The sequence below is a fragment of the Bradyrhizobium lablabi genome (assembly GCF_900141755.1).
In the GTDB taxonomy this organism is placed as follows: Bacteria; Pseudomonadota; Alphaproteobacteria; order Rhizobiales; family Xanthobacteraceae; genus Bradyrhizobium; species Bradyrhizobium lablabi_A.
Genome location: NZ_LT670844.1, coordinates 842,591 through 862,448 on the forward strand (window position 1 = coordinate 842,591; position 19,858 = coordinate 862,448).

The window sequence follows — 19,858 nt, forward strand, 5'->3', positions numbered from 1 at the left end:
GCGGTCACGTCTCCACTCCCATTTCGCTTTCGTGCCAGTTCGATAATGCGAGTTTTGACAGAAAGACCATTGCTCCGAACAACCCTACCCCGGTCAAGGTGATCAGAAAAAGCGCGGCGAACATGCGGGGAATGTCGAGCGTGAAGCCTGCGTCCAAGATCTCATAGGCCAGGCCCGATGAGCGGCCGCCAGTGCCGGCAACGAACTCGGCTACGACCGCACCGATCAGCGCAAGCCCGCTCGAAATTCGCAATCCCCCAAAGAAATACGGCAACGCTCCGGGGATCTTGAGTTTTACGAGCGTCTTGAGACGACCCGCGCGATTCATGCGGAAGTAATTGGCAAGGCCCGGATCGACGCTTCGCAGTCCGAGCGTGGTATTCGAGATGATCGGAAACAGCGCCACCAGCGTCGCGCAGATCGTCAGCGAAAGCTGGGTATTCTTGACGAGAATGATGATCAGCGGGGCGATGGCGACGACGGGCGTGACCTGCAGCAGCACGGCATAAGGAAACAAGCTCACTTCGATCGCGCGGCTCTGCACGAACATGAATGCGATCAGCGTGCCCAGAACAACCGCCGCCGCGAACGCCTGTAACGTCACCCGCAAGGTTACCATCAGCGCCCGCAGCAATGACGGGCCGTTCTTGATGAGGCTGAGATAGATGTCGCTTGGCTTCGGAAACAAATAGACGGGGATCGACGCCAGCCGGCAGCCGACTTCCCACATCGCGATCAAAATGACGCCGACGGCAAGAGGCGCCGCGATCCGGACAAAGGTCTCCGACTGCAGCAGCGGCTTCACAGCACACCTCTCGATGCCTGGGGAAGCGATGCTTCGGCAAGCCAGGTCGAGAGTTCACGGCAGTAAGCGGCGAACTTGGCGCTGCCGCGAAATTCCTCATCGCGCGGCTGCGGCGCGTCGATCGTCATGGTTCTGAAGATACGCCCGGGGTTTGCGGCCATGACGATGATCCGGGTCGACAGGAATACTGCCTCATAAATCGAGTGGGTGACGAACACGGTGGTCAGTTTGCGTTCCCACCATAGCCGGACCAGATCGGCGTCAAGCTTGTTCCGGGTGAATTCATCAAGCGCCCCGAACGGTTCGTCCATCAACAACAGATTGGGGTTCGTGACAAGCGCGCGGGCGATCGAGACCCGCATTTTCATGCCGCCGGATAATTGACGCGGGAAATGCCGCGTGAATTTGGACAGACCGACGCGCTCGATCGCCTCAGCCACGATCGACGCCGCTTTTTCCTTTGCAACGTTGGCAAGTTCAAGTGGCAGCCGCACATTGGCATCGACCCGGGCCCACGGCATCAAGGTGGGCTCCTGGAACACGAAGGCGAAGCGCCGCCCGTCCTGGCCGACCTGTCCGAAATCGCCGCGCCACCACAACAGCCGGCCGTCCGACGGCTCGATCAGATTGGCGATCAGTTTGAGAAGCGTGCTCTTGCCGCAGCCGGATGGCCCGATCAACGTCAGGAATTCGCCGTCGGCGATGGAGAGATCGATCGGCGCCAATCCGCGCGTGCCGTTGGTGAAAACTTTCTCGGCCGAAAGGATTTCAACCGCCGGTGGCTGATCGCCACCGGCCGTCATTCGGTCCGTGCTTTCGTTGATCGGCTCGCCCGGCACAATGGCGTTCATGGCGGATCCTATTGCACGCCGACTTTGAGATCCTTGACGAAACGCGCATCGAGACCCTTCTGCCAATCCGTCTTTGGATCGAGCAGCCCACCCTCAACCAGGAAGTCATAGATCTTCTTGTAGCGGTCGACGGTGATGATCCCGATGCCCAAAGTCGCTGCATCGCCGCCATCGATGGCTTTGTTCTCTTTGAGTTTCTCGATCGCGAAGTCGATCTGACCGTCGGTCATCTTGGGATTGTCGGCCTTGATCAACGCGTTTCCTGGAGCCGGATTCTTGATGTAGTCGCGCCAGCCCTCGAGCGAGGCCTTCACAAAGCGGGCGACCACATCGGGTTTCTCGGCGATCATCTTTTCGGTCGTGACAATCGTCGAGCCATAAGGCGGATAGCCCCCATCAGCCAACAGAAAAAATTTCACTTTCTCGTTCTGCTGCTGCGCCTGGTACGGCTCGGACGAGGGATAGGCCTGCTGCGCGACATTCTTGTCGGCGAAGAACGGCTGCAGGTTGAAGGTATAGGGCCGTACCTGGTCATCGGTAAAACCATATTTGGTGCGCAGCCAGGGCCAGAAGGTCGCGTGGGAGGTGCTCGCGATCAGGATCGGCTTGCCCTTCAGCGCCGCGATATCGGTGACGTCATCATGGGTCATCAATCCCTGCAGGTCGAACTGGAATGATGAGGCGACCGTCACCAGCGGCAAATTCTGCTCACGCCCTTTCAGCACCTGAATGTCATAGCCCATCATGAAATCGGTCTCGCCGGCCAGCAACAGCTGAGTGCCATTGACCTGCGGACCGCCCATTTTGATGGTCACGTCGAGACCAGCCTTGTCATAAAGTCCGGTCGCCTTGGCCTGATAGAAACCGCCGTGCTCGGCCTGGGCGAACCAGCTGGTGAGAAAGGTCACCTTGTCAGCGGCAAGTGCCGGCGCAAGCTGGCCGACCATCATGCCAGTTCCGATAAGAGCGCACGCGATCATTCGCGGCAGAAACTTCATTGCCATCTCGGCTACCTCGTTTCGGGCCAGCGCTTCGCCGGCCATCCGTGTTCCCAGGGCCAAAGCATGACGGGCCAACCCGTCACCTGAAAGCATTTTAATTCGAGCCATCCGTTGCCTTTTCGGCAACGGTGACTTCGGTTCGGCGCGAAACGGATGTGCAAAAAAAGTGCCGTCGCTGCCGCGAGCGTGCCGGGTCCGTAAAATGACGATGACGAGATCGGCAAAGTCGACTTAAAGTCGGATGGAACCGTTTCGGTTTTCATCCATGAGGCATACCGCTTTGCGCGCGCTTACTCCTGCATCAATTAGAGCCCCCTTTGCGCGCTACAGCCACGGGATCGCGGTGCCCGCGGGGCACCGGCTGGTATTCACCTCGGGTCAGCTCGGCATCCGCGCCGACCAAGCCATTCCACCAGATTGCGAAGCGCAGGCTGACCTCTGTTTTGCGAATATCGCGGCCATTCTCGCCGAAGACGGCATGACGCTAGCCAATATAGTTCGCCTTAACGCCTATGTGACGGATCGCGAGCATGTGCAGGGCTATATGCGCTGCCGCGACCGGCACTTTCAGGAGACACCGCCGGCTTCGACCCTGATGATCGTGACAGGTTTTACAAGGCCGGAATTCCTGGTGGAAATCGAGGCCGTGGCGGCCGCGCCCGAGCACGACTAGAAGCGCTCCATCTCCCGTCGCACGCTTGCCAAGAAGCCCAGCCGCTTCGCTTTCGACGCGGTGTTCATGTGGTAGAGCGCGAGATAGCGCACTTTGGCCTTGGAACCGGTGAACCAGGGTAAATAGCGCTTGATGATTTTGCGCGGCGGATCGGCAATGGCGATCGCTTGCCAGCGCGGGCGGCCGTAAGTCGAGATTCCGGTGATGCGTTCGATGTGAAGCAACATCGGCTTGGCCTGCGCCGGATCGGAAAGGTCCAGCGCAATCCCTGGGCCGAACATGCGGTCGAACCAGCCCTTCAACATGGCAGGCGGCCCGAACGACCAGGTCGGAAATTGAACGACCAGCGCGTTCGCGGCCATCAACCGGTCGACATAGGCCTGATTGTTGGCGCGATTGCGCGCGGGATCATGATAGTCGCGGCGCCGCTGCGCTGACAGTACGGGGTCAAAACCCTCGGCATAGAGGTCAAGCAGGTCGATCGTATGTCCCGCTTTTGTCAATCCGGCCAGCGCCTCTTTCCGAATGGCGGCATGAAAGCTGTCGTCGAGCGGATGGCAATACACATAAAGCACGCGCATTCGCTTAAGGTCTCGTGCTCGTAAAACTGCGCATCTTGCCGGGATTGAGCAAGCCGTACGGATCGACCTCGTGCTTGAAACCTAGTTGATCGGCTTCGATGCGCTTGTAGCGGCTACCGTCCTCGACGGTGAAGACGTGCGGGTTCGCGATATAGACCCCTCTCTCCTCGTGCAGCCGGATGATCTCGTTCAATCTGTCCGCATCCCTGTAGCGCACCACCGGCAATCCGCTACAAGTGACGCGGCCGTTGAAGCGGATGAATTCGAGATGCTGCAGCACTTCGTCTGGAAACAAATCCCGCATCTCCGCCACCTTCTCCAGCAGGCGGTCGTGCGGATAGAGGCATTGCAGGTAGGTGACGGAGCGGTCGGATTTAAGCACCTGCAGGGTCGTATGGTTCCAGGTGTATTCGTAGAGCGGAACCTGGCCGGGGCTATCGTCGGTCGGCGTCTCCAGCGTGATCGTACCGCGCCCACCTAGCAGCGACTTGAAGCTTTCGAGCGAGGGCTCCGCAATCATCGCGATCAGGATGCTTTTGTCATCCGGACAATACGGCTTCAGCGCGCCGAAATACGAAGGCAGCGGCGAGGTAATCGGCGCAAGCACTTTCTTGACAATGCCGTCGGCAAGCGCCGCTTCGTAGCCGAACGCGGTGGCTTCCATAAAGTCGTCGAACACGACCACGACGTCGATCCACTTCCACGCCGGCGCCAGAGGCATTTCGAGCGCGGTGATGATCCCGGTTGTGCCGTAGGTGCGGTTGATCTTTTGCGCGGCGTCGCCGCGCAATTCGATGATGCGCGGCTCCTCCTCAACCGTGACGACGCGCGCGGCAAGGATGTTACCCGGCTCCCGCAGACCGCCATAATTCACCGAGCCGATGCCACCGGACCCGCCGGCGACAAAGCCGCCGATGGTGGCGGTCCGCTTGGTGGAGGGATGCATCCGCAACTCCCAGCCGGAGGATTGCAGCTCGGTGTCGATCGCGTTCATCTTCGCGCCGACGCCGACGCGCATGATGCCGGGCTTGGTCCATTCGATGGTCGCGAGCGCCATGACGTCTAGCAGCACGCCGCCCTCTAGCGGCACCGCCTGGCCGTAATTGCCGGTGCCGCCGGCCCGCACCGTCAGCGGCACGCGATGGCGCGCGCAGGCTGCCGCCACGCGCACCACATCCGCCTCGTCGCGCGGCGCGACGATCAAATCGGCGGACTTGCCGTCGAGCTGTTCGTTCAAAATTGGACTGTACCAGAAGAAATCACGCGAGCGTCGTCGCACGATCTTTGCGTCGGTGACGGTCGGAATATCGCCGAGATCGGCGATAAGCGAAGCGAGCGTGCTGGATGAAAGAGCGTTCATGTCTCGCGGCCTGCGAGGTTTGCGATTATCTGTTCCGATCTAGTGACAAAACCAAAGCATTGGCGAACGTTGTAGATCGTCGCAGCCAGACAATAATCGGGCGAGGTAGTGGCGGCACAGTCCGCCACCAACAAGCAGTCGTAACCGCGAAAACTGGCATCCTGCAAGGTGCAGAGCACGCACTGGTCGGCGTTGACGCCGGCGAACATCAGGGTGGCGACGCCGAGATTACGCAAAATGCTGTCGAGCTCGGTATCCTGAAAGCCGGACATCCGGTATTTTGCCACGTGAATATCCGAAGGATCAGCCGCAAGCTCGTCGACGATCGCCGCGGACCAACTGCCGCGCTCCAGAACCTTTGCGCCGGAGCCCGGCAGCGGATCGCCGAGGCCGACGCCGGTGCCCGAGGGCTTGTAGACGTGCAGCAACGCCGGACTGAGGTTGAGCCTGTCCGGCCGATTGCCCCAATTGAGCCAGATCACCGGAACATCATGATGGCGCAGCACGGGCAGAAGGGCTTGCAGCGGCGCGATCGGAGCCCGGACCGGCGCGACATCAACGCCGCAATGCGCGAGCCAGCCATCCGGATGACAGAAGTCGTTCTGCATGTCGACGATGATGATGGCGGTGCGCGCAAGGTCGAGGGTGACGAGCTTGCCTTCGGCCTGCAGCGTCATCGGCCGCGGCGGCATCGGCTGCCTCACCAGATCGGCTCGTGTCTCCGAGACTGACCAGCGGTTGCGCGGACTTGAGCCCAGCGGTCGCAACCCTTCGTCATCTTTGCTGCAGGTTCCAGCGGCCGTCATGGATCACTTTCCCTGCAGGACGCGGATATCCTCGGCGTCGAGCTCAACAGGCTCGCCGCCGCGGATCAGTTCGGCAAAGCCCTCGTTCGGGATCATCACGGTGAGGGTATAGAGCTTGCCGGCGCCGGTATTCTCGATCACATGCTCGGAACCGGGATGCAGCAATAACGAGTCGCCCGTCTTGATCGACAATGTCTTGCCGTCACAGCGAGCGACGCCCTCCCCGTGCAGCACGTGAAAGAATTCGTGGGCGCTGGCATGTTCGTTTGGCGGCGTGGCGCCGCCGGTTTTGAAGATTTCGATCACAAAGATGTTGTCGATCGCATCTGTTTCCTTGTCGAACAGCATCACGAAGTAATTGGTATCCTTGGGCGAAATTCGGAACGCCTTCGCCTTCGCAATGTTTGCGGCGCTAAATGCCATGCGGAACTCCCTCCAATCTCCAATTCGTTACGGCTTATCGAACGCCGTATCGGCGGCGACCCGCGATAACGGATAGCGGCTGATCTGGTCGATCAGCACGAGTAGCTGCCCGGCTGCATGCTCAACCGTCAGTTTGCCGAGGTCGGCGCTTGCCTTGGTAGCGTCGCCGCAGGCCCCCTTGGGATGAAGGTCCTGGGCCTGCCAGCCGAAACGGGCGCCGCCCTCCGGGCCCAGCATGTCGGACTCGCGCTCGATCGCAACCGACAACGGCACAAAGTTTTCGGCACGCTTCATCTCGACGAGGTCTGGATGCAGATGCAGCATGACGCTGGTCTCGCTCTGACCGCCGTGAATGCCATGTTTGTTTTCTTGCCTATCGAAAAATTCGTCCATGTCGATCAAACGCGGCCACATTACCGATACCGCGAACATGCCGAGCTTGACGCGCAACTCGCGGCAAACGATGTCCACCAGTTGCGGCTGGCCGCCGTGCGAATTGAAGAACAGAAGTTTGCGAATCCCGGCGCGATGCACGCTTTGGCCGAGTTCAAACCAAGCGCGCCCCAAGGTCTCGTAGGACATCGTCAATGTGCCCGGGAAAGCGAGGTGCTCGTCGGATTTGCCGACCGGCAACATCGGCAGCACCAAAGCAGGGCACTCCACCGGCATCAATTCGACCGCGCGCGCAATGATGCCGGCATTGATCGCCGCATCGACACCGACCGGCAAATGAGGCCCGTGTTGTTCGACCGCGCCCACCGGGAGGATTGCCACGACGCGCTCCGCGTCGAGACCGGTAAAATCCAGCGTGGTCAGATCCCACCACCAATGCGATTTAAGGACCATGCGTCAATCGTCTCCGGTGACCGGCGCGCGAGCGCTTCGGATCGTCGTCTTCAAAGTTCGTCCGTCAACGCTGATTGAGCACGCAAGCGCCGTCTCTTGAAAGTGCTTTGATTAGGCAAAGGCGTTGCCTTTTAGGCAACATGAAGCCATCCTGAGAGCTCAACGAAAATACTCAGGCGTGGTCCGAAGATGCTGCACAGCCGGTTGTTAACCTATGTCGATGAGGTTGCCAGGACGGGATCAATCCGCAAGGCCGCCAGCCATCTGAATGTCGCGGCGTCCGCGATCAGTCGGCAAATCCTGGCGCTGGAAACCCAATTGGGAACGCCGGTGTTCCAGCGCCTGCCGAAAAAGCTGATCCTGACGGCCGCGGGCGAGGTTCTGATCGGCCATGTCCGCCAGACCCTGAAGGAATTGACCCGCGCCCAGGCCAAGATCGAGGAGCTTAAGGGCCTGCGGCGCGGCGAAATCACGGTCGCGATGATGAGCGGGCTGGCGTCGAATCTGGTTCCCGGAACGGTGAAGGAATTCCGTCTCACCAATCCACGGGTCAAGCTGATCCTGACCCTTTTCACGACCGGCGAGGAAATCCAGTCCGCGGTGGCGAACGGCGAGGCCGACCTCGGCATCGGGTTCGACTTCACCAAGGACAGCAATCTGAAGGTGCTTGCCCGCGCGGTCGGAAAGCTCGGCGCGGTGATGGCGCCAAACCATCCGCTCGCGAAGCGCGCCGGCATTCGCCTCAGTGACTGTATGGATTACCCGCTGGTCGTGGCGGATGGCAGCACGGCGATCAGGCCCTATCTGGACGCGGCATTCACACGCGTCATGCTCGATCTCCAGCCGATCATCGAAACCAACGCCATTGAAATCATGCGGCATGCGGCGATCCTGGAAAACGGGATCACCTTTCTCACCCCGTTCGACATTGAATTCGAGCGGCGTGCCGGGCGCCTCGTCTACATCCCCGTCCGCGAATTATCTAATGATACCCAGGCGCTGATGCTGATCGGTCACGAGCGGGGCAGCAGCGCAATCGCGAGCGTGCTCGCCGAAATGCTAAAGGAGATGATGCGGGAGGCTGCTTCCTAGTCCTGCGCATGCTGGCGCCGAGACTGTTTGAATAAAGGACCGCTAAGTCACATGTCTGCCAAATGATAAACTTGGATCATACTTTTGCCGCCCTTGCAGACCCTAAACGCCGCGCTATCGTGGCTCGCCTTGTGCGAGGGGATGCAACGGTCGGCGAACTAGCCGAGCCCTTTGGACTTTCGCTGCTCGCCCTTTCCAGACACCTGAAGGTCCTCGAGGACGCTTCTCTCGTCATCAAGGAGCAGCATGGCAAACATCGCAGATGCCGCCTCAGGCGCGAAGCGCTTACGAGCGCGGCGGAATGGATCGATTTCCACCGGACATTTTGGAACAGCAATTTCACTCAGACGGACGTGCGCCTGAATCGAACGAAGAGGAAGAAAAAGAACCGAGAGGGCGGAGAAAGACCGGATCCGCCTTCGCTCATGGGCATGGGGCCAGAAAAGGTATGATCGCTTCCGCCAGACGTGCGGTAGCGGAAAGCTGTGGGGCGTGGCCGGTCGGCAAGGAGACGACCGACGCGCCGGGCGCGAGGGCTTGCATGGCGCGCTGCACCGGTAGAATCACGGAACGGTCGTCCAGGGTTTCGACGTAGAGGCGCGGGATTCGACCGTAACGTTCGGCTGTAGCAGGCGTCGTCACCGCGCGGCCGCCTTCGCCCTGCGGGGTTAATTGCGCGGCGGCAGAAGCAGCATCGCCTTCCGTGCAATCCTGCAGGAAAAACGTGATGGCCGCTTGGGCCGGCACGCTCGATACAAGACGATCTGCCGACCATACGAGGTGTGGCCCGATGCCGGAGGCTGCCGGATGCTGCTTGCTGATCGAATTGACGACATCCTGGAAGCTCTCCCCGCCCGGCAGCATCATGCCAGCGACATACACAAGTCGCGACACGTGGTCGGGCCAACGCTCGGCGAAAGCCGTGATCAGGAGTCCGCCGCCGGAATGACCGACCAGGCTGACCGGACGGCCGAAGATGCGGACAACGTCATACACATGCCGCAGGCAAGCCTCGAACGTGACGTCGGCAGGATCCGAACCATCGACACCGTTGCCGGGGAGATCGACGGCGTGGGCTACCAAGCCCGCAGCCTGGAGATAGGGCGTAAATCGCGCCCACGCCCATGACCCCTGCCAGGCACCATGGATCAGAATGACGGGATCGAAGTCAGACATGTAAGCCGGCAAAGCAGAAAAGCGCGGATAAGTGTTGAAGTTTCAACCGTAGGTCCGCCGATACATTTCCTTTAGATGGCCCTCGACTGTCGTAGGTGGATATTTCGGCGCTTCGCCGCTCGCCAAACAAGAAGGCAGACATTCCACCACCTGGTCCGGATTGCCGGAAAAGAAAAACGGTACGGAATAGCGCTCGCGGCCGGAGGCATTGACGACCCGGTGCACGGTCGAGCGGAAGCGATCATTGGTCCAGCGCGCGATCAAGTCGCCGAGGTTGACGACGAAGGCGCCTGGGATCGGGGTTGCATGAATCCAATCGCCCTCGGTCTTGCCTTGAACCTGGAGGCCGCCGACCTCATCCTGCAAGAGCAGCGTAATGCCCCCGAAATCGCTATGCGCGCCGGCGCCCTTCTCGCCGGGGGCGGCATTTGCCGGCTGCGGGGGATAATGCAGGAGTCGCAGCGTGGCATGCGCCTTGGTGCAATAGGGCACGAAATATTCCTCATCAAGGTGCAGTGCCAACGCCAATCCCCGCATCAACGTCCGGCTCAGATCAAGCATGGTGCCAAAGTAGGCCTCGGTCACCGGCCGGAAGCTTTCCATGCCAACCGGCCAAAGGTTTGGGCCGTGATTGAAACGTCGCGCCACGACCCGGGGGTCGTCGAGCGAAAGCTCCGGCCCAATATAAAAGCTCTCCTTGAGATCGGGCGGCGCGCCGGCCTCCAACCTCTGCGCGCGCATCGGTTCGAACCCGCGTTGACAAAACGATAGGCTTTTGTCGACGGCGCTCTTTACCGCGACAGGGCTATCGAAGAAGCGCCTGGTCTCATCGAACAGAGCCGCGACCAGCCGCTCCGGCACGCCGTGATTGACGACGTAGAAGAACCCATTATCGAGGCAGGCCTCCCGAAGGCGCTCGGCGACAGCTTTCCGTTCGGCTACCGATGGGGATGAAAGGCCGCCGATATCGATGATCGGCAGCGCGGAACTCGATACATGGATGGCTTCAAGTGTGGATGCCATGGCGGCCTCCAACAAAACGTATGTTTTCCAATCCCGACTGCCGACCTACCGCTTGATGTGCCGGCGTCTCGCTCCTCGATACGCCGGCACAGAAATCTCGCTTCTAGCGGTAGGCTTAGATACGGCTCATTTGGGAACGCTACCTTCGATGCCATCGACATACCAATTGAGCGAGCTGAAGGTGGCGTCCGGCATCACGCTACCTGCGGCAACCATTTCCTTACCCGTATTGTCCTTGATCGGTCCGGCGAAGGGGTTCAGCGTGCCGGCGATCAGCTTGGCCTTGGCGTCTTCGAACACCTTGACGGCGGCCGGCGGAATATCCGGATTGAGCGGCGCCATCACCACCAGTCCCTCCTTGAGACCCCAGCGCGTGTGCCGGTTTCCGGTCCATGTGCCGTCCAGCACCTTCTTGGTTTCGGCGATATAATAGCCGCTCCAGTCTTCCGTCGTGCCCGAGAGCTGCGCCTTCTTGCCGAAGCTCGACATATCCGCATCGATCGAGAATGCGTAGGTGCCCTTTTCCTGCGCCGCCTGAATCGACGCCGGCGAGTCCGTGTTCTGCGCGACGTTATCGGCGCCTTGCGCGATCAGTGTATCAGCGGCCTGACGCTCCTTGCCCGGGTCATACCAGGTGTTCACCCAGATCGCCTTGGTCTTGACCTTGGGATTTACCGCCTGCGCGCCAAGCGTCATGGAATCGATATTGCGAACGACGCTGGGGATCGGGAAAGACCCGATGAAGCCAAGCGTGTTGGACTTTGTCATCTGGCCGGCGATGGTGCCGATCAGATAAAAGCCTTCCTCAAAGCGCGGTTCGTAGACGGAGATGTTGGCCGCGGTCTTGAAGCCGTTGACGTGCTCGAATTTCACGTCCGGGAACAGCTTGGAGACCTTCTGCAGCGGCTCCATGTAGCCAAACGAGGTTGCGAAGATCAGCTTGTTGCCATCGGCGGCAAGCTGACGAAAGACGCGTTCGGAATCGGCGGTCTCGGGGACGTTTTCCACGAACGTGGTCTTGATCGCGGAGCCGAGCGCCGCTTCCAGCTTCAGGCGGGCTACATCGTGCTGTTGCGTCCAGCCGCCGTCGCCGCGCGGGCCCAAATATACAAAGGCGACCTTTAGCGGCTCGGCCGCAAAGGCCGCCGTCGTTGCTGTCACCATCAAGCCGGTTGCAATGCATAGAGGTAAAGATTTCAAAGTTTTGCTTAGCTGCATGACGCTTACCTTTTGGTTAGAGCTACTTGTGATGCGACTTAGACCGCGAAGCCCTCACGCGGCCGAATGGAAGCTGTGGCCGAGAGAGGCCGGTTGGTTGAGCAGGATCGTCTTCGGATCACGACAGATGATGACCAGGACGATGATCGTCGCCGCGTAAGGCAGCATCGACAGAAACTCGGTCGGGATCGGCAGACCGAAGCCTTGCGCGAACAGCTGAAACTGCGTGACGCCGCCAAACAGATAGGCGCCGACGACGACACGCGTCGGCTTCCACGTACCGAACACGACAAGCGCGAGCGCAATCCAGCCTTTGCCGGCTGACATGCCTTCGACCCACATCGGGGTCTGCACCAGCGAGAGATATGCGCCGGCAATGCCGGCGGTCGCGCCACCAAACATCACGGCGAGGTAACGGGTGGTCAGGACCGGCTTTCCGATGGCGTGGGCGACTCCAGGCGATTCGCCGATCGCCCGCAGCGTCAGGCCTGCGCGGGACTTTGTCAGGAACCATTGCACGCCGATGAATAGCGCGACCGAAAGATAGACCATGATGTCGTAGTGAAATAGCAGCTCGCCCAGAACGGGGATGGCGGTCAGCCCGGGAATGGTGATCGGCGCCAGCCGGTTGACCGGCAGACCGGCGAGATTGTAGCCGACGAAGGCCGACAGGCCGATCCCGAACAAGGTCAGCGCGAGACCGGTCGCTACCTGATTGGTTTGCAGGTTGAGCGTGAGAAAGCCAAACACCAAAGACAGCGCGATGCCGGCGAACGCCGCCGCGACAAACCCGAGGATGTCGCTTCCAGTTGCAAGCGTCGCGGCAAAGCCGGACACCGCGCCGATCAACATCATCCCCTCAATACCGAGGTTGAGGACGCCGGACCGTTCGACAATGGTTTCGCCAAGCGCCGCGTAGATCAACGGCGTGGCGGCTACCACGGTAGAGGCAATCATCGGAACGAGCGGATTCATGCGGCGTTCTCCAACGTGGTCACAGCCTTCGGTGCAGGGTTTTCGGCAACGCTCACTCGCTTCAGCCGGAACGCGATGAACAGATCGGCGGCCAAGAGATAGAACAGTAACAGCCCCTGGAACATTCCGGTGATCGCCGACGGCAAACCCATCCCCATCTGCGCCGCCTCACCGCCGAGATAAAGCAGTGACATCAACAATGCGCCGAACACGACACCGATCGGATGCAATCGCCCGATCCAGGCGACGATGATCGCCGCAAAACCATAGCCCGGCGAAATCTGCTGCTGTAGCCGGCCGATTGGCCCTGCGACTTCGCAGATCCCGGCAAGGCCGGCGGTCGCTCCGCACAGCATCAGCGCGATCCAGATGTTTCGCTTTTCCGAAAAGCCCGCATAGGCCGCAGCGGCGGGTGCAAGCCCCGCCACCTGCATCCGGAAACCCGCGAAGGTCTTCTGGGAGAATACCCAGGCGACCACCGCCAGCACGAGGGCGTAGACGATGCCCCAGGTCACGCGGGTTCCGTTGATCAGAACCGACATGGTTTCGGCGTCACCGAAACCCTGGGATTGCGGGTAGTTCTGTCCCTGCGGATCGCGCCAGGGGCCATGCACCAGCCAGGACAACACCAGCTGGGATATGTACACCAGCATCAGCGTCACAAGAATTTCGTTGGTGTTGAATCGGGTACGCAGGAAGGCCGGGATCGCGGCCCAGGCCATGCCGCCGAGCACGCCGGCGACCAGCATCAGCGGCATCGCGAGGCTGGAATCGCTGTCGCCGAACCACAGCGCAACGCCGCCGCCGGCGATCGCGCCCATCGTGAGCTGCCCTTCCGCGCCGATATTCCAGACATTGGCGCGAAAACCGAGCGCCAGGCCGAGTCCACAGAGCAACAGCGGCGTCGTCTTGAGCAGCAATTCGCCGATGCCATAGGCGCTCGACAATGGTTTGACAAAGAACAGATAGAACGCTTCCATCGGATCCTTGCCCAGCGCGCTGAACAGCAAGAATCCGGTCACAAGCATGCCAAGCGCCGCCAGCACCGGCGAGGCAATGCGCATCGTCGAAGATGGCGTGGCGCGCCGCTCAAGCCTGAGCATCAGCCGTCTCCAAATCCGAATTTGCGGGTACAACGCGGTCGGGCGCCTTGTCGCCGAATTTGCCGCTCATCCATGTCCCGATTTGCTCGATCGACGTCTCGGCGGGTCGAACCGACGGCGACAGCCGCCCCTCCGCCAGCACCGCAATCCGATCGCTGATCGTGAAGAGCTCATCGAGCTCTTCTGAAATCACCAACAGCGCCACGCCCTGGTCGCGCAGATCGATCAGGGCCTGCCGGATCAGCTGCGCCGCGCCGACATCCACACCCCAGGTCGGCTGGGCCACGATCATCATTTTGGGCTGCAGCATGGTCTCTCGACCAACGATGTATTTCTGCAGATTGCCGCCCGAGAGGCTCGAGGCAACCGATTGCTCGTCGCCGCATTTGACCTTGAAGCGCTCGATCACGGACTTGGAAAAGGTCCGCATCACGGCAGGATGGATCAGGCCCTTCAGCACCATGCCCTTTCGCGCTCCGGTCAAAAGGGCGTTGGAAGCAAGGCTCATCGGCGGCACCGCCCCTCGCCCCAGCCGCTCTTCCGGAACGAAGGTCAGCCCGATCGCACGGCGCTTCGCCGGGTTGAGATCGCCGACCGGCTGCCCCAACAGCTTGATCATCGAGCCCGGACTGCTCAAACGCTCGCCCGAGAGCGCCGTCATCAATTCCTTCTGGCCGTTTCCGGAAACGCCGGCGATCCCCAAAATCTCGCCGCTGCGCACCGTCAGGCTGATGTCCTTCAGCGAAGTGCCGAACGGATCAGGCGAGGCCAGCTTGAGGTGCTCGACCTCGAGCCGTACTTCCTGGGGTTCGCGCGGGGTCAGATGGCACTCTGCCAGCTCGCCGCCGATCATCATGCGAGCCAGGCTCTCATTGGTTTCGTTCTTGGGGATCGCTGTGCCGCTGACCCTCCCGCCGCGCAGCACCGTTGCGGTGTCGCAGAGCGCGCGGATTTCGTCGAGCTTGTGGCTGATGTAGAGGATGCTGCACCCTTCGGACGCCAGGCGCCGAAGGGTCTTGAACAATACCAGGACAGCTTGCGGCGTCAGCACGGATGTCGGCTCGTCCATGATCAGAAGCTTGGGCTCCTGCAGCAGACAACGCACGATCTCGACGCGCTGCCGCTCGCCCACGGACATGCTGTGAACGAGACGGTAGGGATCGATCGGAAGCCCGTATTTTTCCGACACCTCGGTAATCTGCGCCGCCAGTTGCGCGGTCGGGACGTGCTCGTCCAACGCCAACGCGATGTTTTCCCAGACGGTCAGCGTCTCGAACAACGAAAAATGCTGGAACACCATGCCGATGCCCATGCGCCGCGCCTGCGCGGGGGTGACGATGGTCTCATACTGATCGTTCCACAGGATAGTGCCGGCATCCGGTTTGGTGACGCCGTAGATGATCTTCATCAGGGTGCTTTTGCCGGCACCATTCTCGCCCAGCACTGCGTGAATTTCCCCCGGGCGGACGCTCAAGGAGACGCCATCGTTGGCCACCACGCTTGGGTAACGCTTGGTAATGCCGGTAAGCACCAACCGCGGCTTCTGATGTTCAAATCCCAATTGATCCATGGTTTCAATCAGTCCCGGCCGCCAGGCAGCGGCCTCCATCGCTTGCAAAGCACAAGCAATCTGCGCGCCAAGTCGGCAAAGCCGACCTTCGGAGCAGCAAAAATCAGCATTTTCGTTCGATTTTTCCGCGCCTCTGCGGTCATGACGGATGGAGCAAAGACCGACTTTACCGTCCGCGGCTGGCACGCCGGCCGACGGTCAATCGGTCGGCAGTCGCCGGCCTCGCGGTCCATCGGTGCAACTTGAGGCAGCGCGACCGACGGATGCACACCGGATATCAAAAACCGAACGAGCGCTTCCAAGCATCACGGGTCCGCCGCAGGAGAGCGCCCGGCGCAATTTGTTGCGGAAGCCGAAGATGCCAACTAGCATCCTGTCACGCAGATGAAATTCCTCTGGGCTTACGGAGGCCGAATGCCTTTTATCCAAGCGCCTGACCGCACCAAGCTTTATTATGAAGAGGTCGGGACTGGAAGCGCTATGGTTTTCGTGCACGAGTATGCCGGCGATTACCGCACCTGGGAACCGCAGCTCAGACATTTCGCTCGTTCGCATCGATGCATCACTTTTAGTCAGCGCGGCTATCCGCCATCGGAGGTGCCCGAAGATCCTGCGCGCTACAGCCAGGAGATTGCGCGCGACGATGTAATCGCACTCCTTGATGCGTTGGGGATCGATAAAGCGCATATCGTCGGCCACTCGATGGGCGGCTACACCGCGCTGCATGTCGGCATCCGTGTGCCGCAGCGCTGTATTTCGGTGGTGGCCGCCGGTTGCGGCTTCGGTTCATTGCCGGATGCCCAGCGCGTCGCGGCCATGAAGCAGCAGGTGGCCGAGACCGGCAAGATGTTTGCCGAAGAAGGCATCAAATCCGCGGCGGCGAAATACGCCGACGCGCCGATGCGTCAGGCGCACAAGAACAAGGATCCCCGCGGCTGGTCGGAGTTCGCGCACATGCTCAGCGAGCATTCGGCGCTGGGTCATGCGAACACCATGTTCGGCGTGCAGCTCAAGCGTCCGACGCTTTACGAAATGGAAGCCGATCTCAAGCGCTTCACCCCGCCGCTGCTCGTGATCGTCGGAGATGAAGATGAACCGTGTCTTGAAGGTAGTTTCTTTCTGAAGCGCGCGGCGCCGACCGCCGCTCTCCTGGTCATTCCTCGCACCGGTCATAACGTCACCAGCGAAGAGCCGGCCGCGTTCAATGCAGCGCTGGCCGACTTGTTTTTTGCAGCCGAGTCGGGCCGCTGGGTCGCACATAAGAAGGCGACCTGAGCGGGATCGATGAAAACCTGGATTCGCGATCCGATCGCAATGCTGGCCGATGGAGGCCCGCGCGGGCTTGTGGTGGAAGGGGGCAGGATCATCGAACTTGTCGGCCAGCAAGGGCCGACGACACCTTGTGACGAGGTGTTCGACGCCAGGCGGCACGTCATCATCCCAGGCCTCGTCAACGCACATCACCATTTCTTCCAGACGCTCACGCGCGCCCATCCGCAAGCCATCAACAAGCCGCTGTTTCCGTGGCTCAAGCAGCTTTATCCGATCTGGGGTGCGCATCTCGATCGCGATCGCTTTCGTCTCGCCGTGCGCGTCGCGCTCACCGAACTCCTGATCTCGGGCTGCACCACGGCGTCGGACCACCTGTTTGTCTTTCCCGACGATATGGCCGACGCCGTCGACATCGAAGCGGAAGAAGCCACAAAATTGGGAATGCGCATGACGCTGACACGCGGCGCCATCAATCTCGGCTTTTCCGATGGCGGTCTCGCCGACGAACGATTGATGCAGGACTATGACGCGATCATCCGGGATTGCGAACGGGTGCTGAAAAAATATCACAATTCCAGCGAGGGCTCTTTCCTGCGCGTCGCGCTGGCCCCGTGCGCCCCTTTCAACGTCACCAAGCAGCTGATGATCGATACGGCCGATCTCGCCGCAAAGCACGATTGCCTGCTTCACACGCACCTGGGAGAAACCCGCGATGAGGACGACTACTGTCTGCATCACTATGGTTGTCGACCGCTCGACTATCTGGAAGAGGTAGGTTGGCTGAACGAACGTGTTTGGCTCGCTCATGGCATTCACTTCAACGATGCGGAGGTAAAGCGGCTCGGCAAGCATGGCATGGGGATTTGCCACTGCCCGACATCGAACATGATGCTGTCCTCAGGCGTCTGCCGAACCAAGGATCTGGAAGCCGCGGGCGTGACGGTGGGACTAGGCGTCGATGGCTCCGCCTCAAACGACAGCTCGAATTTGATGGAGTCGGTCCGCCACGCTTTCCTACTGGGACGCCTCGCCTACGACGCGTCGGAGGTCACCCATCTGGACGCGTTCCGCTGGGCGACCGAAGGGTCCGCCAAGTGTCTCGGGCGAAGAGATATCGGCAAGATCGAAGTCGGACGCCAAGCGGACCTTGCGTGCTTCACCTTGGACGAATTGCGGTTTTCCGGCGCCGGCGATCCGATTGCAGCCCTCGTGCTCTGCGGGGCGCATCGGGCGGACCGGGTGATGATCGGCGGCGAATGGCGCGTTACCGAGGGCGTGCCGGTCGGAATGGACCTTGCGCGGCTGCGTCACGAGCACGGCGTCGCGGCGGCGGCATTCATGACGAGCGCCTAAGGCCAGTCGCGGAATCTCCGCGCCTCAGCCGCCATGGTATGCAATTGCCCAATTTTCGAGTGTCTTTGCTTAATCGTTGATCACGTCGGCCGATCCGGGCACAAAAACCCCTTCCGGCGGCGGTTTTGGTGCTCAATCGATCAGCTTGACCGGAAATCTTCGCCAACCCTAGTCTTGCACACAATTCCGGCTGCAATGGGTAAGTGCCTGGCGTCGGATTCCGGCACGCTTTGCGGAGTCCTCCATGGCCAGAGACGGAAACAGCTATCTTGCAAGCCTGCGCGACGGCCGTTCGATCTATATCGACGGCCGCAAAGTCACCGATGTCACCACGGACCCCTGCTTTCGCGGCGTAGTCGCCACCGCCGCCGGCCTCTATGATTTCCAGGCCGCGCCGGAAAATCTCGAACAAATGACGTTCCCGTCGCCGACCAGCGGCGAGCGCGTCAATCTGGCGTGGCTGCTGCCAAAGACCTATGGCGATCTCGTCAGGCGCCGTCAGGCCATCGAACGATGGTCGGAGCTTTCGTGCGGCATGATCGGCAGGTCACCGGATCATGTTGCCTCGACGCTGGCAGGCTTCCGGATGGGGCTCGCGGCGTTTCGCGATTACGACCGGGCCCGCGCCGCCGCTTTGGAATCCTATTTTCAGTACGCCCGGGACAACGACCTTTTCCTGTCCTACGTCATCATCAATCCACAATCGGACAAGGCGAGATCAGCAGGCAACCAACCCGATCCGCATCTGGTGGCTTCCGTCGTCGACGAGGACAGCGAGGGTATCACCATTCGCGGTGCAAAAATGCTGGCCACCAGCGGCGTCATGGCGAACGAGCTTTTGGTTTCGGGCTTTCAGGCATTGCAGGCCGGCGACGAAGCCTACGCTTTCACCGCCGTGGTCCCACTCAGCGCCAAGGGTCTGACCCTGATGTCGCGCCGCAGCTACGAGCAAAACGCGACATCCGTATTCGATTATCCGCTTTCGTCCAGATTCGACGAGAACGACGCCGTCGTCCACTTCAACGACGTCAAGATCCCCTGGGATCGCGTCTTCGTCTGCAAGGACCTGAAGATGGCGCAGGCCCAGTGGCACGACACCAGAGCCCACGTCTTACAGAACTATCAGTGCATCGTCCGGTTGATGGTAAAGTTGAAGTTCATGCTCGGACTGGCGCGCAAGATCGCCGAAACCAACAACATCATCAACTATCCCCAGGTGCGCGAAACCCTGGGCTTAATGGCCGCGAAGGTCTCAAACATCGAAGCGCTTGTGATCGCGATGGAGCTCAAGGGCGAGAATTTTGGCGAATTCTACGTTCCCGATCGAGCGATGCTTTGCGCGGCCCAGGTCATCGCGCAGACCACTTATCCCGAGATCGCGGAAGCCATTCGCTCGCTTTCCGGCGGCGGCATGATCATGGTTCCTTCGTCCTACGCCGATTTTGCGACGGCGGAAACCAACGCCATCATTCATAAGACGCAGCGGTCGACGGTTGCGACATCGGAAGAGCGCGTCAAGTTGATGAAGCTTGCATGGGACGCCGTCGGCTCCGAATTCGGCTCGCGTCATCTGCAATATGAAATGTTTTATTCAGGCGCTCCCTTCGTGACGCGCGGAAATTCCTTCCGATTCTTCGATTGGGACGGCGCCAAGGGAGCCGTCGAGCAATTCATGAGCTCCTATGGTTTGCCCGAAACCAATCTGAAGCTCCCAAATGCGGCGGAGTGAT

At 60.5% G+C, this 19,858-nt stretch carries 20 protein-coding genes; 6 read left to right on the forward strand and 14 right to left on the reverse strand.

Annotation, left to right across the window (positions count from 1 at the left end; translation table 11 throughout):
* Positions 1 to 4: 4 nt before the first annotated feature.
* The 3 genes from B5526_RS04055 to B5526_RS04065 are packed head-to-tail and all read right to left on the reverse strand — an operon-like array spanning position 5 to position 2,606.
* On the reverse strand, positions 5 to 805 hold the full coding sequence (locus tag B5526_RS04055) for an ABC transporter permease (RefSeq protein WP_154071118.1): 801 nt from the start codon (positions 803 to 805) through the stop codon (positions 5 to 7).
* Complete coding sequence (locus B5526_RS04060) at positions 802 to 1,608, reverse strand: ABC transporter ATP-binding protein (RefSeq protein ID WP_244562336.1); 807 nt, start codon at positions 1,606 to 1,608, stop codon at positions 802 to 804. Before B5526_RS04060 ends, B5526_RS04055 begins: the two co-directional genes overlap by 4 nt.
* Before the next feature lie 56 nt (positions 1,609 to 1,664).
* A complete protein-coding gene (locus tag B5526_RS04065) occupies positions 1,665 to 2,606 on the reverse strand; it encodes an ABC transporter substrate-binding protein (RefSeq protein ID WP_244562194.1) in 942 nt (313 codons plus the stop codon).
* Positions 2,607 to 2,922: 316 nt separating this feature from the next.
* On the opposite strand from B5526_RS04065, the gene B5526_RS04070 reads away from it, so the two are divergent.
* Complete coding sequence (locus B5526_RS04070; protein ID WP_079537041.1) at positions 2,923 to 3,330, forward strand: RidA family protein; 408 nt, start codon at positions 2,923 to 2,925, stop codon at positions 3,328 to 3,330.
* On the opposite strand, the gene B5526_RS04075 is transcribed toward B5526_RS04070, so the two are convergent.
* From B5526_RS04075 to B5526_RS04095, 5 genes are read right to left on the reverse strand one after another with little or no spacing between them, the layout of a single operon-like run.
* Entirely contained in the window at positions 3,327 to 3,911 is a 585-nt protein-coding gene (locus B5526_RS04075; RefSeq protein WP_079537042.1) for an NAD(P)H-dependent oxidoreductase, read from the reverse strand. The genes B5526_RS04070 and B5526_RS04075 overlap by 4 nt on opposite strands.
* 4 nt (positions 3,912 to 3,915) lie before the next feature.
* Complete coding sequence (locus B5526_RS04080; protein ID WP_079537043.1) at positions 3,916 to 5,271, reverse strand: FAD-binding oxidoreductase; 1,356 nt, start codon at positions 5,269 to 5,271, stop codon at positions 3,916 to 3,918.
* Positions 5,268 to 6,077, reverse strand: coding sequence for a cysteine hydrolase family protein (locus B5526_RS04085; protein ID WP_079537044.1), 810 nt, complete (start codon positions 6,075 to 6,077; stop codon positions 5,268 to 5,270). The genes B5526_RS04080 and B5526_RS04085 overlap by 4 nt, the downstream gene beginning before the upstream one ends.
* A gap of 3 nt (positions 6,078 to 6,080) precedes the next feature.
* Positions 6,081 to 6,500, reverse strand: coding sequence for a cupin domain-containing protein (locus B5526_RS04090; protein ID WP_079537045.1), 420 nt, complete (start codon positions 6,498 to 6,500; stop codon positions 6,081 to 6,083).
* Between the two features lie 27 nt (positions 6,501 to 6,527).
* Entirely contained in the window at positions 6,528 to 7,346 is an 819-nt protein-coding gene (locus tag B5526_RS04095; RefSeq protein ID WP_079537046.1) for a creatininase family protein, read from the reverse strand.
* A 189-nt stretch (positions 7,347 to 7,535) separates the two neighbouring features.
* On the opposite strand from B5526_RS04095, the gene B5526_RS04100 reads away from it, so the two are divergent.
* Together B5526_RS04100 and B5526_RS04105 are read left to right on the forward strand one after the other, a co-directional pair.
* The gene (locus B5526_RS04100; RefSeq protein ID WP_079537047.1) at positions 7,536 to 8,438 is read left to right on the forward strand and encodes a LysR family transcriptional regulator; all 903 of its coding nucleotides are present in this window, start codon (positions 7,536 to 7,538) and stop codon (positions 8,436 to 8,438) included.
* Between the two features lie 62 nt (positions 8,439 to 8,500).
* Positions 8,501 to 8,890 carry an ArsR/SmtB family transcription factor gene (locus tag B5526_RS04105; protein ID WP_079537048.1) on the forward strand — a complete coding sequence of 130 codons (390 nt, stop codon included), beginning with the start codon at positions 8,501 to 8,503 and terminating at the stop codon, positions 8,888 to 8,890.
* Here B5526_RS04105 and B5526_RS04110 read toward each other — a convergent pair.
* The 6 genes from B5526_RS04110 to B5526_RS04135 form a co-directional block, all read right to left on the reverse strand.
* Positions 8,862 to 9,614 carry an alpha/beta fold hydrolase gene (locus B5526_RS04110; protein ID WP_079537049.1) on the reverse strand — a complete coding sequence of 251 codons (753 nt, stop codon included), beginning with the start codon at positions 9,612 to 9,614 and terminating at the stop codon, positions 8,862 to 8,864. The two genes, B5526_RS04105 and B5526_RS04110, sit on opposite strands and share 29 nt — an antisense overlap.
* 42 nt (positions 9,615 to 9,656) lie before the next feature.
* On the reverse strand, positions 9,657 to 10,637 hold the full coding sequence (locus B5526_RS04115) for an isopenicillin N synthase family dioxygenase (protein WP_079537050.1): 981 nt from the start codon (positions 10,635 to 10,637) through the stop codon (positions 9,657 to 9,659).
* 126 nt (positions 10,638 to 10,763) lie between these two features.
* A complete protein-coding gene (locus B5526_RS04120; RefSeq protein WP_433994638.1) occupies positions 10,764 to 11,816 on the reverse strand; it encodes a BMP family ABC transporter substrate-binding protein in 1,053 nt (350 codons plus the stop codon).
* Between the two features lie 93 nt (positions 11,817 to 11,909).
* A complete protein-coding gene (locus B5526_RS04125) occupies positions 11,910 to 12,830 on the reverse strand; it encodes an ABC transporter permease (RefSeq protein WP_079537052.1) in 921 nt (306 codons plus the stop codon).
* Entirely contained in the window at positions 12,827 to 13,936 is a 1,110-nt protein-coding gene (locus tag B5526_RS04130) for an ABC transporter permease (RefSeq protein ID WP_197688448.1), read from the reverse strand. The genes B5526_RS04125 and B5526_RS04130 overlap by 4 nt, the downstream gene beginning before the upstream one ends.
* Positions 13,920 to 15,503: an ABC transporter ATP-binding protein gene (locus tag B5526_RS04135; RefSeq protein WP_154071119.1), complete on the reverse strand. Its 1,584-nt coding sequence runs from the start codon at positions 15,501 to 15,503 to the stop codon at positions 13,920 to 13,922. Before B5526_RS04135 ends, B5526_RS04130 begins: the two co-directional genes overlap by 17 nt.
* Positions 15,504 to 15,917: 414 nt before the next feature.
* Between B5526_RS04135 and B5526_RS04145 the strand changes: the two genes are divergently transcribed.
* The 3 genes from B5526_RS04145 (at position 15,918) to B5526_RS04155 (ending at position 19,857) form a co-directional block, all read left to right on the forward strand.
* Positions 15,918 to 16,778, forward strand: coding sequence for an alpha/beta fold hydrolase (locus B5526_RS04145; protein WP_079537056.1), 861 nt, complete (start codon positions 15,918 to 15,920; stop codon positions 16,776 to 16,778).
* A 9-nt stretch (positions 16,779 to 16,787) separates the two neighbouring features.
* Positions 16,788 to 18,128, forward strand: a complete 1,341-nt coding sequence (locus B5526_RS04150) for an 8-oxoguanine deaminase (protein WP_079537057.1) — start codon at positions 16,788 to 16,790, stop codon at positions 18,126 to 18,128.
* A 244-nt stretch (positions 18,129 to 18,372) separates the two neighbouring features.
* Positions 18,373 to 19,857, forward strand: coding sequence for a 4-hydroxyphenylacetate 3-hydroxylase family protein (locus B5526_RS04155; RefSeq protein WP_079537058.1), 1,485 nt, complete (start codon positions 18,373 to 18,375; stop codon positions 19,855 to 19,857).
* Position 19,858: the final 1 nt, after the last annotated feature.

What these genes read in the sequence shown, in the direction of transcription:
- B5526_RS04110 (WP_079537049.1), bottom strand. Translation starts at nt 9,614, where the DNA reads ATGTCTGACTTCGATCCCGTCATTCTGATCCATGGTGCCTGGCAGGGG.
- B5526_RS04115 (WP_079537050.1), bottom strand. Translation starts at nt 10,637, where the DNA reads ATGGCATCCACACTTGAAGCCATCCATGTATCGAGTTCCGCGCTGCCG.
- B5526_RS04100 (WP_079537047.1), top strand. Translation starts at nt 7,536, where the DNA reads ATGCTGCACAGCCGGTTGTTAACCTATGTCGATGAGGTTGCCAGGACG.
- B5526_RS04125 (WP_079537052.1), bottom strand. Translation starts at nt 12,830, where the DNA reads ATGAATCCGCTCGTTCCGATGATTGCCTCTACCGTGGTAGCCGCCACG.
- B5526_RS04065 (WP_244562194.1), bottom strand. Translation starts at nt 2,606, where the DNA reads ATGATGGTCGGCCAGCTTGCGCCGGCACTTGCCGCTGACAAGGTGACC.
- B5526_RS04075 (WP_079537042.1), bottom strand. Translation starts at nt 3,911, where the DNA reads ATGCGCGTGCTTTATGTGTATTGCCATCCGCTCGACGACAGCTTTCAT.
- B5526_RS04070 (WP_079537041.1), top strand. Translation starts at nt 2,923, where the DNA reads ATGAGGCATACCGCTTTGCGCGCGCTTACTCCTGCATCAATTAGAGCC.
- B5526_RS04095 (WP_079537046.1), bottom strand. Translation starts at nt 7,346, where the DNA reads ATGGTCCTTAAATCGCATTGGTGGTGGGATCTGACCACGCTGGATTTT.
- B5526_RS04145 (WP_079537056.1), top strand. Translation starts at nt 15,918, where the DNA reads ATGCCTTTTATCCAAGCGCCTGACCGCACCAAGCTTTATTATGAAGAG.
- B5526_RS04135 (WP_154071119.1), bottom strand. Translation starts at nt 15,503, where the DNA reads ATGGATCAATTGGGATTTGAACATCAGAAGCCGCGGTTGGTGCTTACC.
- B5526_RS04085 (WP_079537044.1), bottom strand. Translation starts at nt 6,077, where the DNA reads ATGACGGCCGCTGGAACCTGCAGCAAAGATGACGAAGGGTTGCGACCG.
- B5526_RS04090 (WP_079537045.1), bottom strand. Translation starts at nt 6,500, where the DNA reads ATGGCATTTAGCGCCGCAAACATTGCGAAGGCGAAGGCGTTCCGAATT.
- B5526_RS04150 (WP_079537057.1), top strand. Translation starts at nt 16,788, where the DNA reads ATGAAAACCTGGATTCGCGATCCGATCGCAATGCTGGCCGATGGAGGC.
- B5526_RS04155 (WP_079537058.1), top strand. Translation starts at nt 18,373, where the DNA reads ATGGCCAGAGACGGAAACAGCTATCTTGCAAGCCTGCGCGACGGCCGT.
- B5526_RS04105 (WP_079537048.1), top strand. Translation starts at nt 8,501, where the DNA reads ATGATAAACTTGGATCATACTTTTGCCGCCCTTGCAGACCCTAAACGC.
- B5526_RS04060 (WP_244562336.1), bottom strand. Translation starts at nt 1,608, where the DNA reads ATGACGGCCGGTGGCGATCAGCCACCGGCGGTTGAAATCCTTTCGGCC.
- B5526_RS04080 (WP_079537043.1), bottom strand. Translation starts at nt 5,271, where the DNA reads ATGAACGCTCTTTCATCCAGCACGCTCGCTTCGCTTATCGCCGATCTC.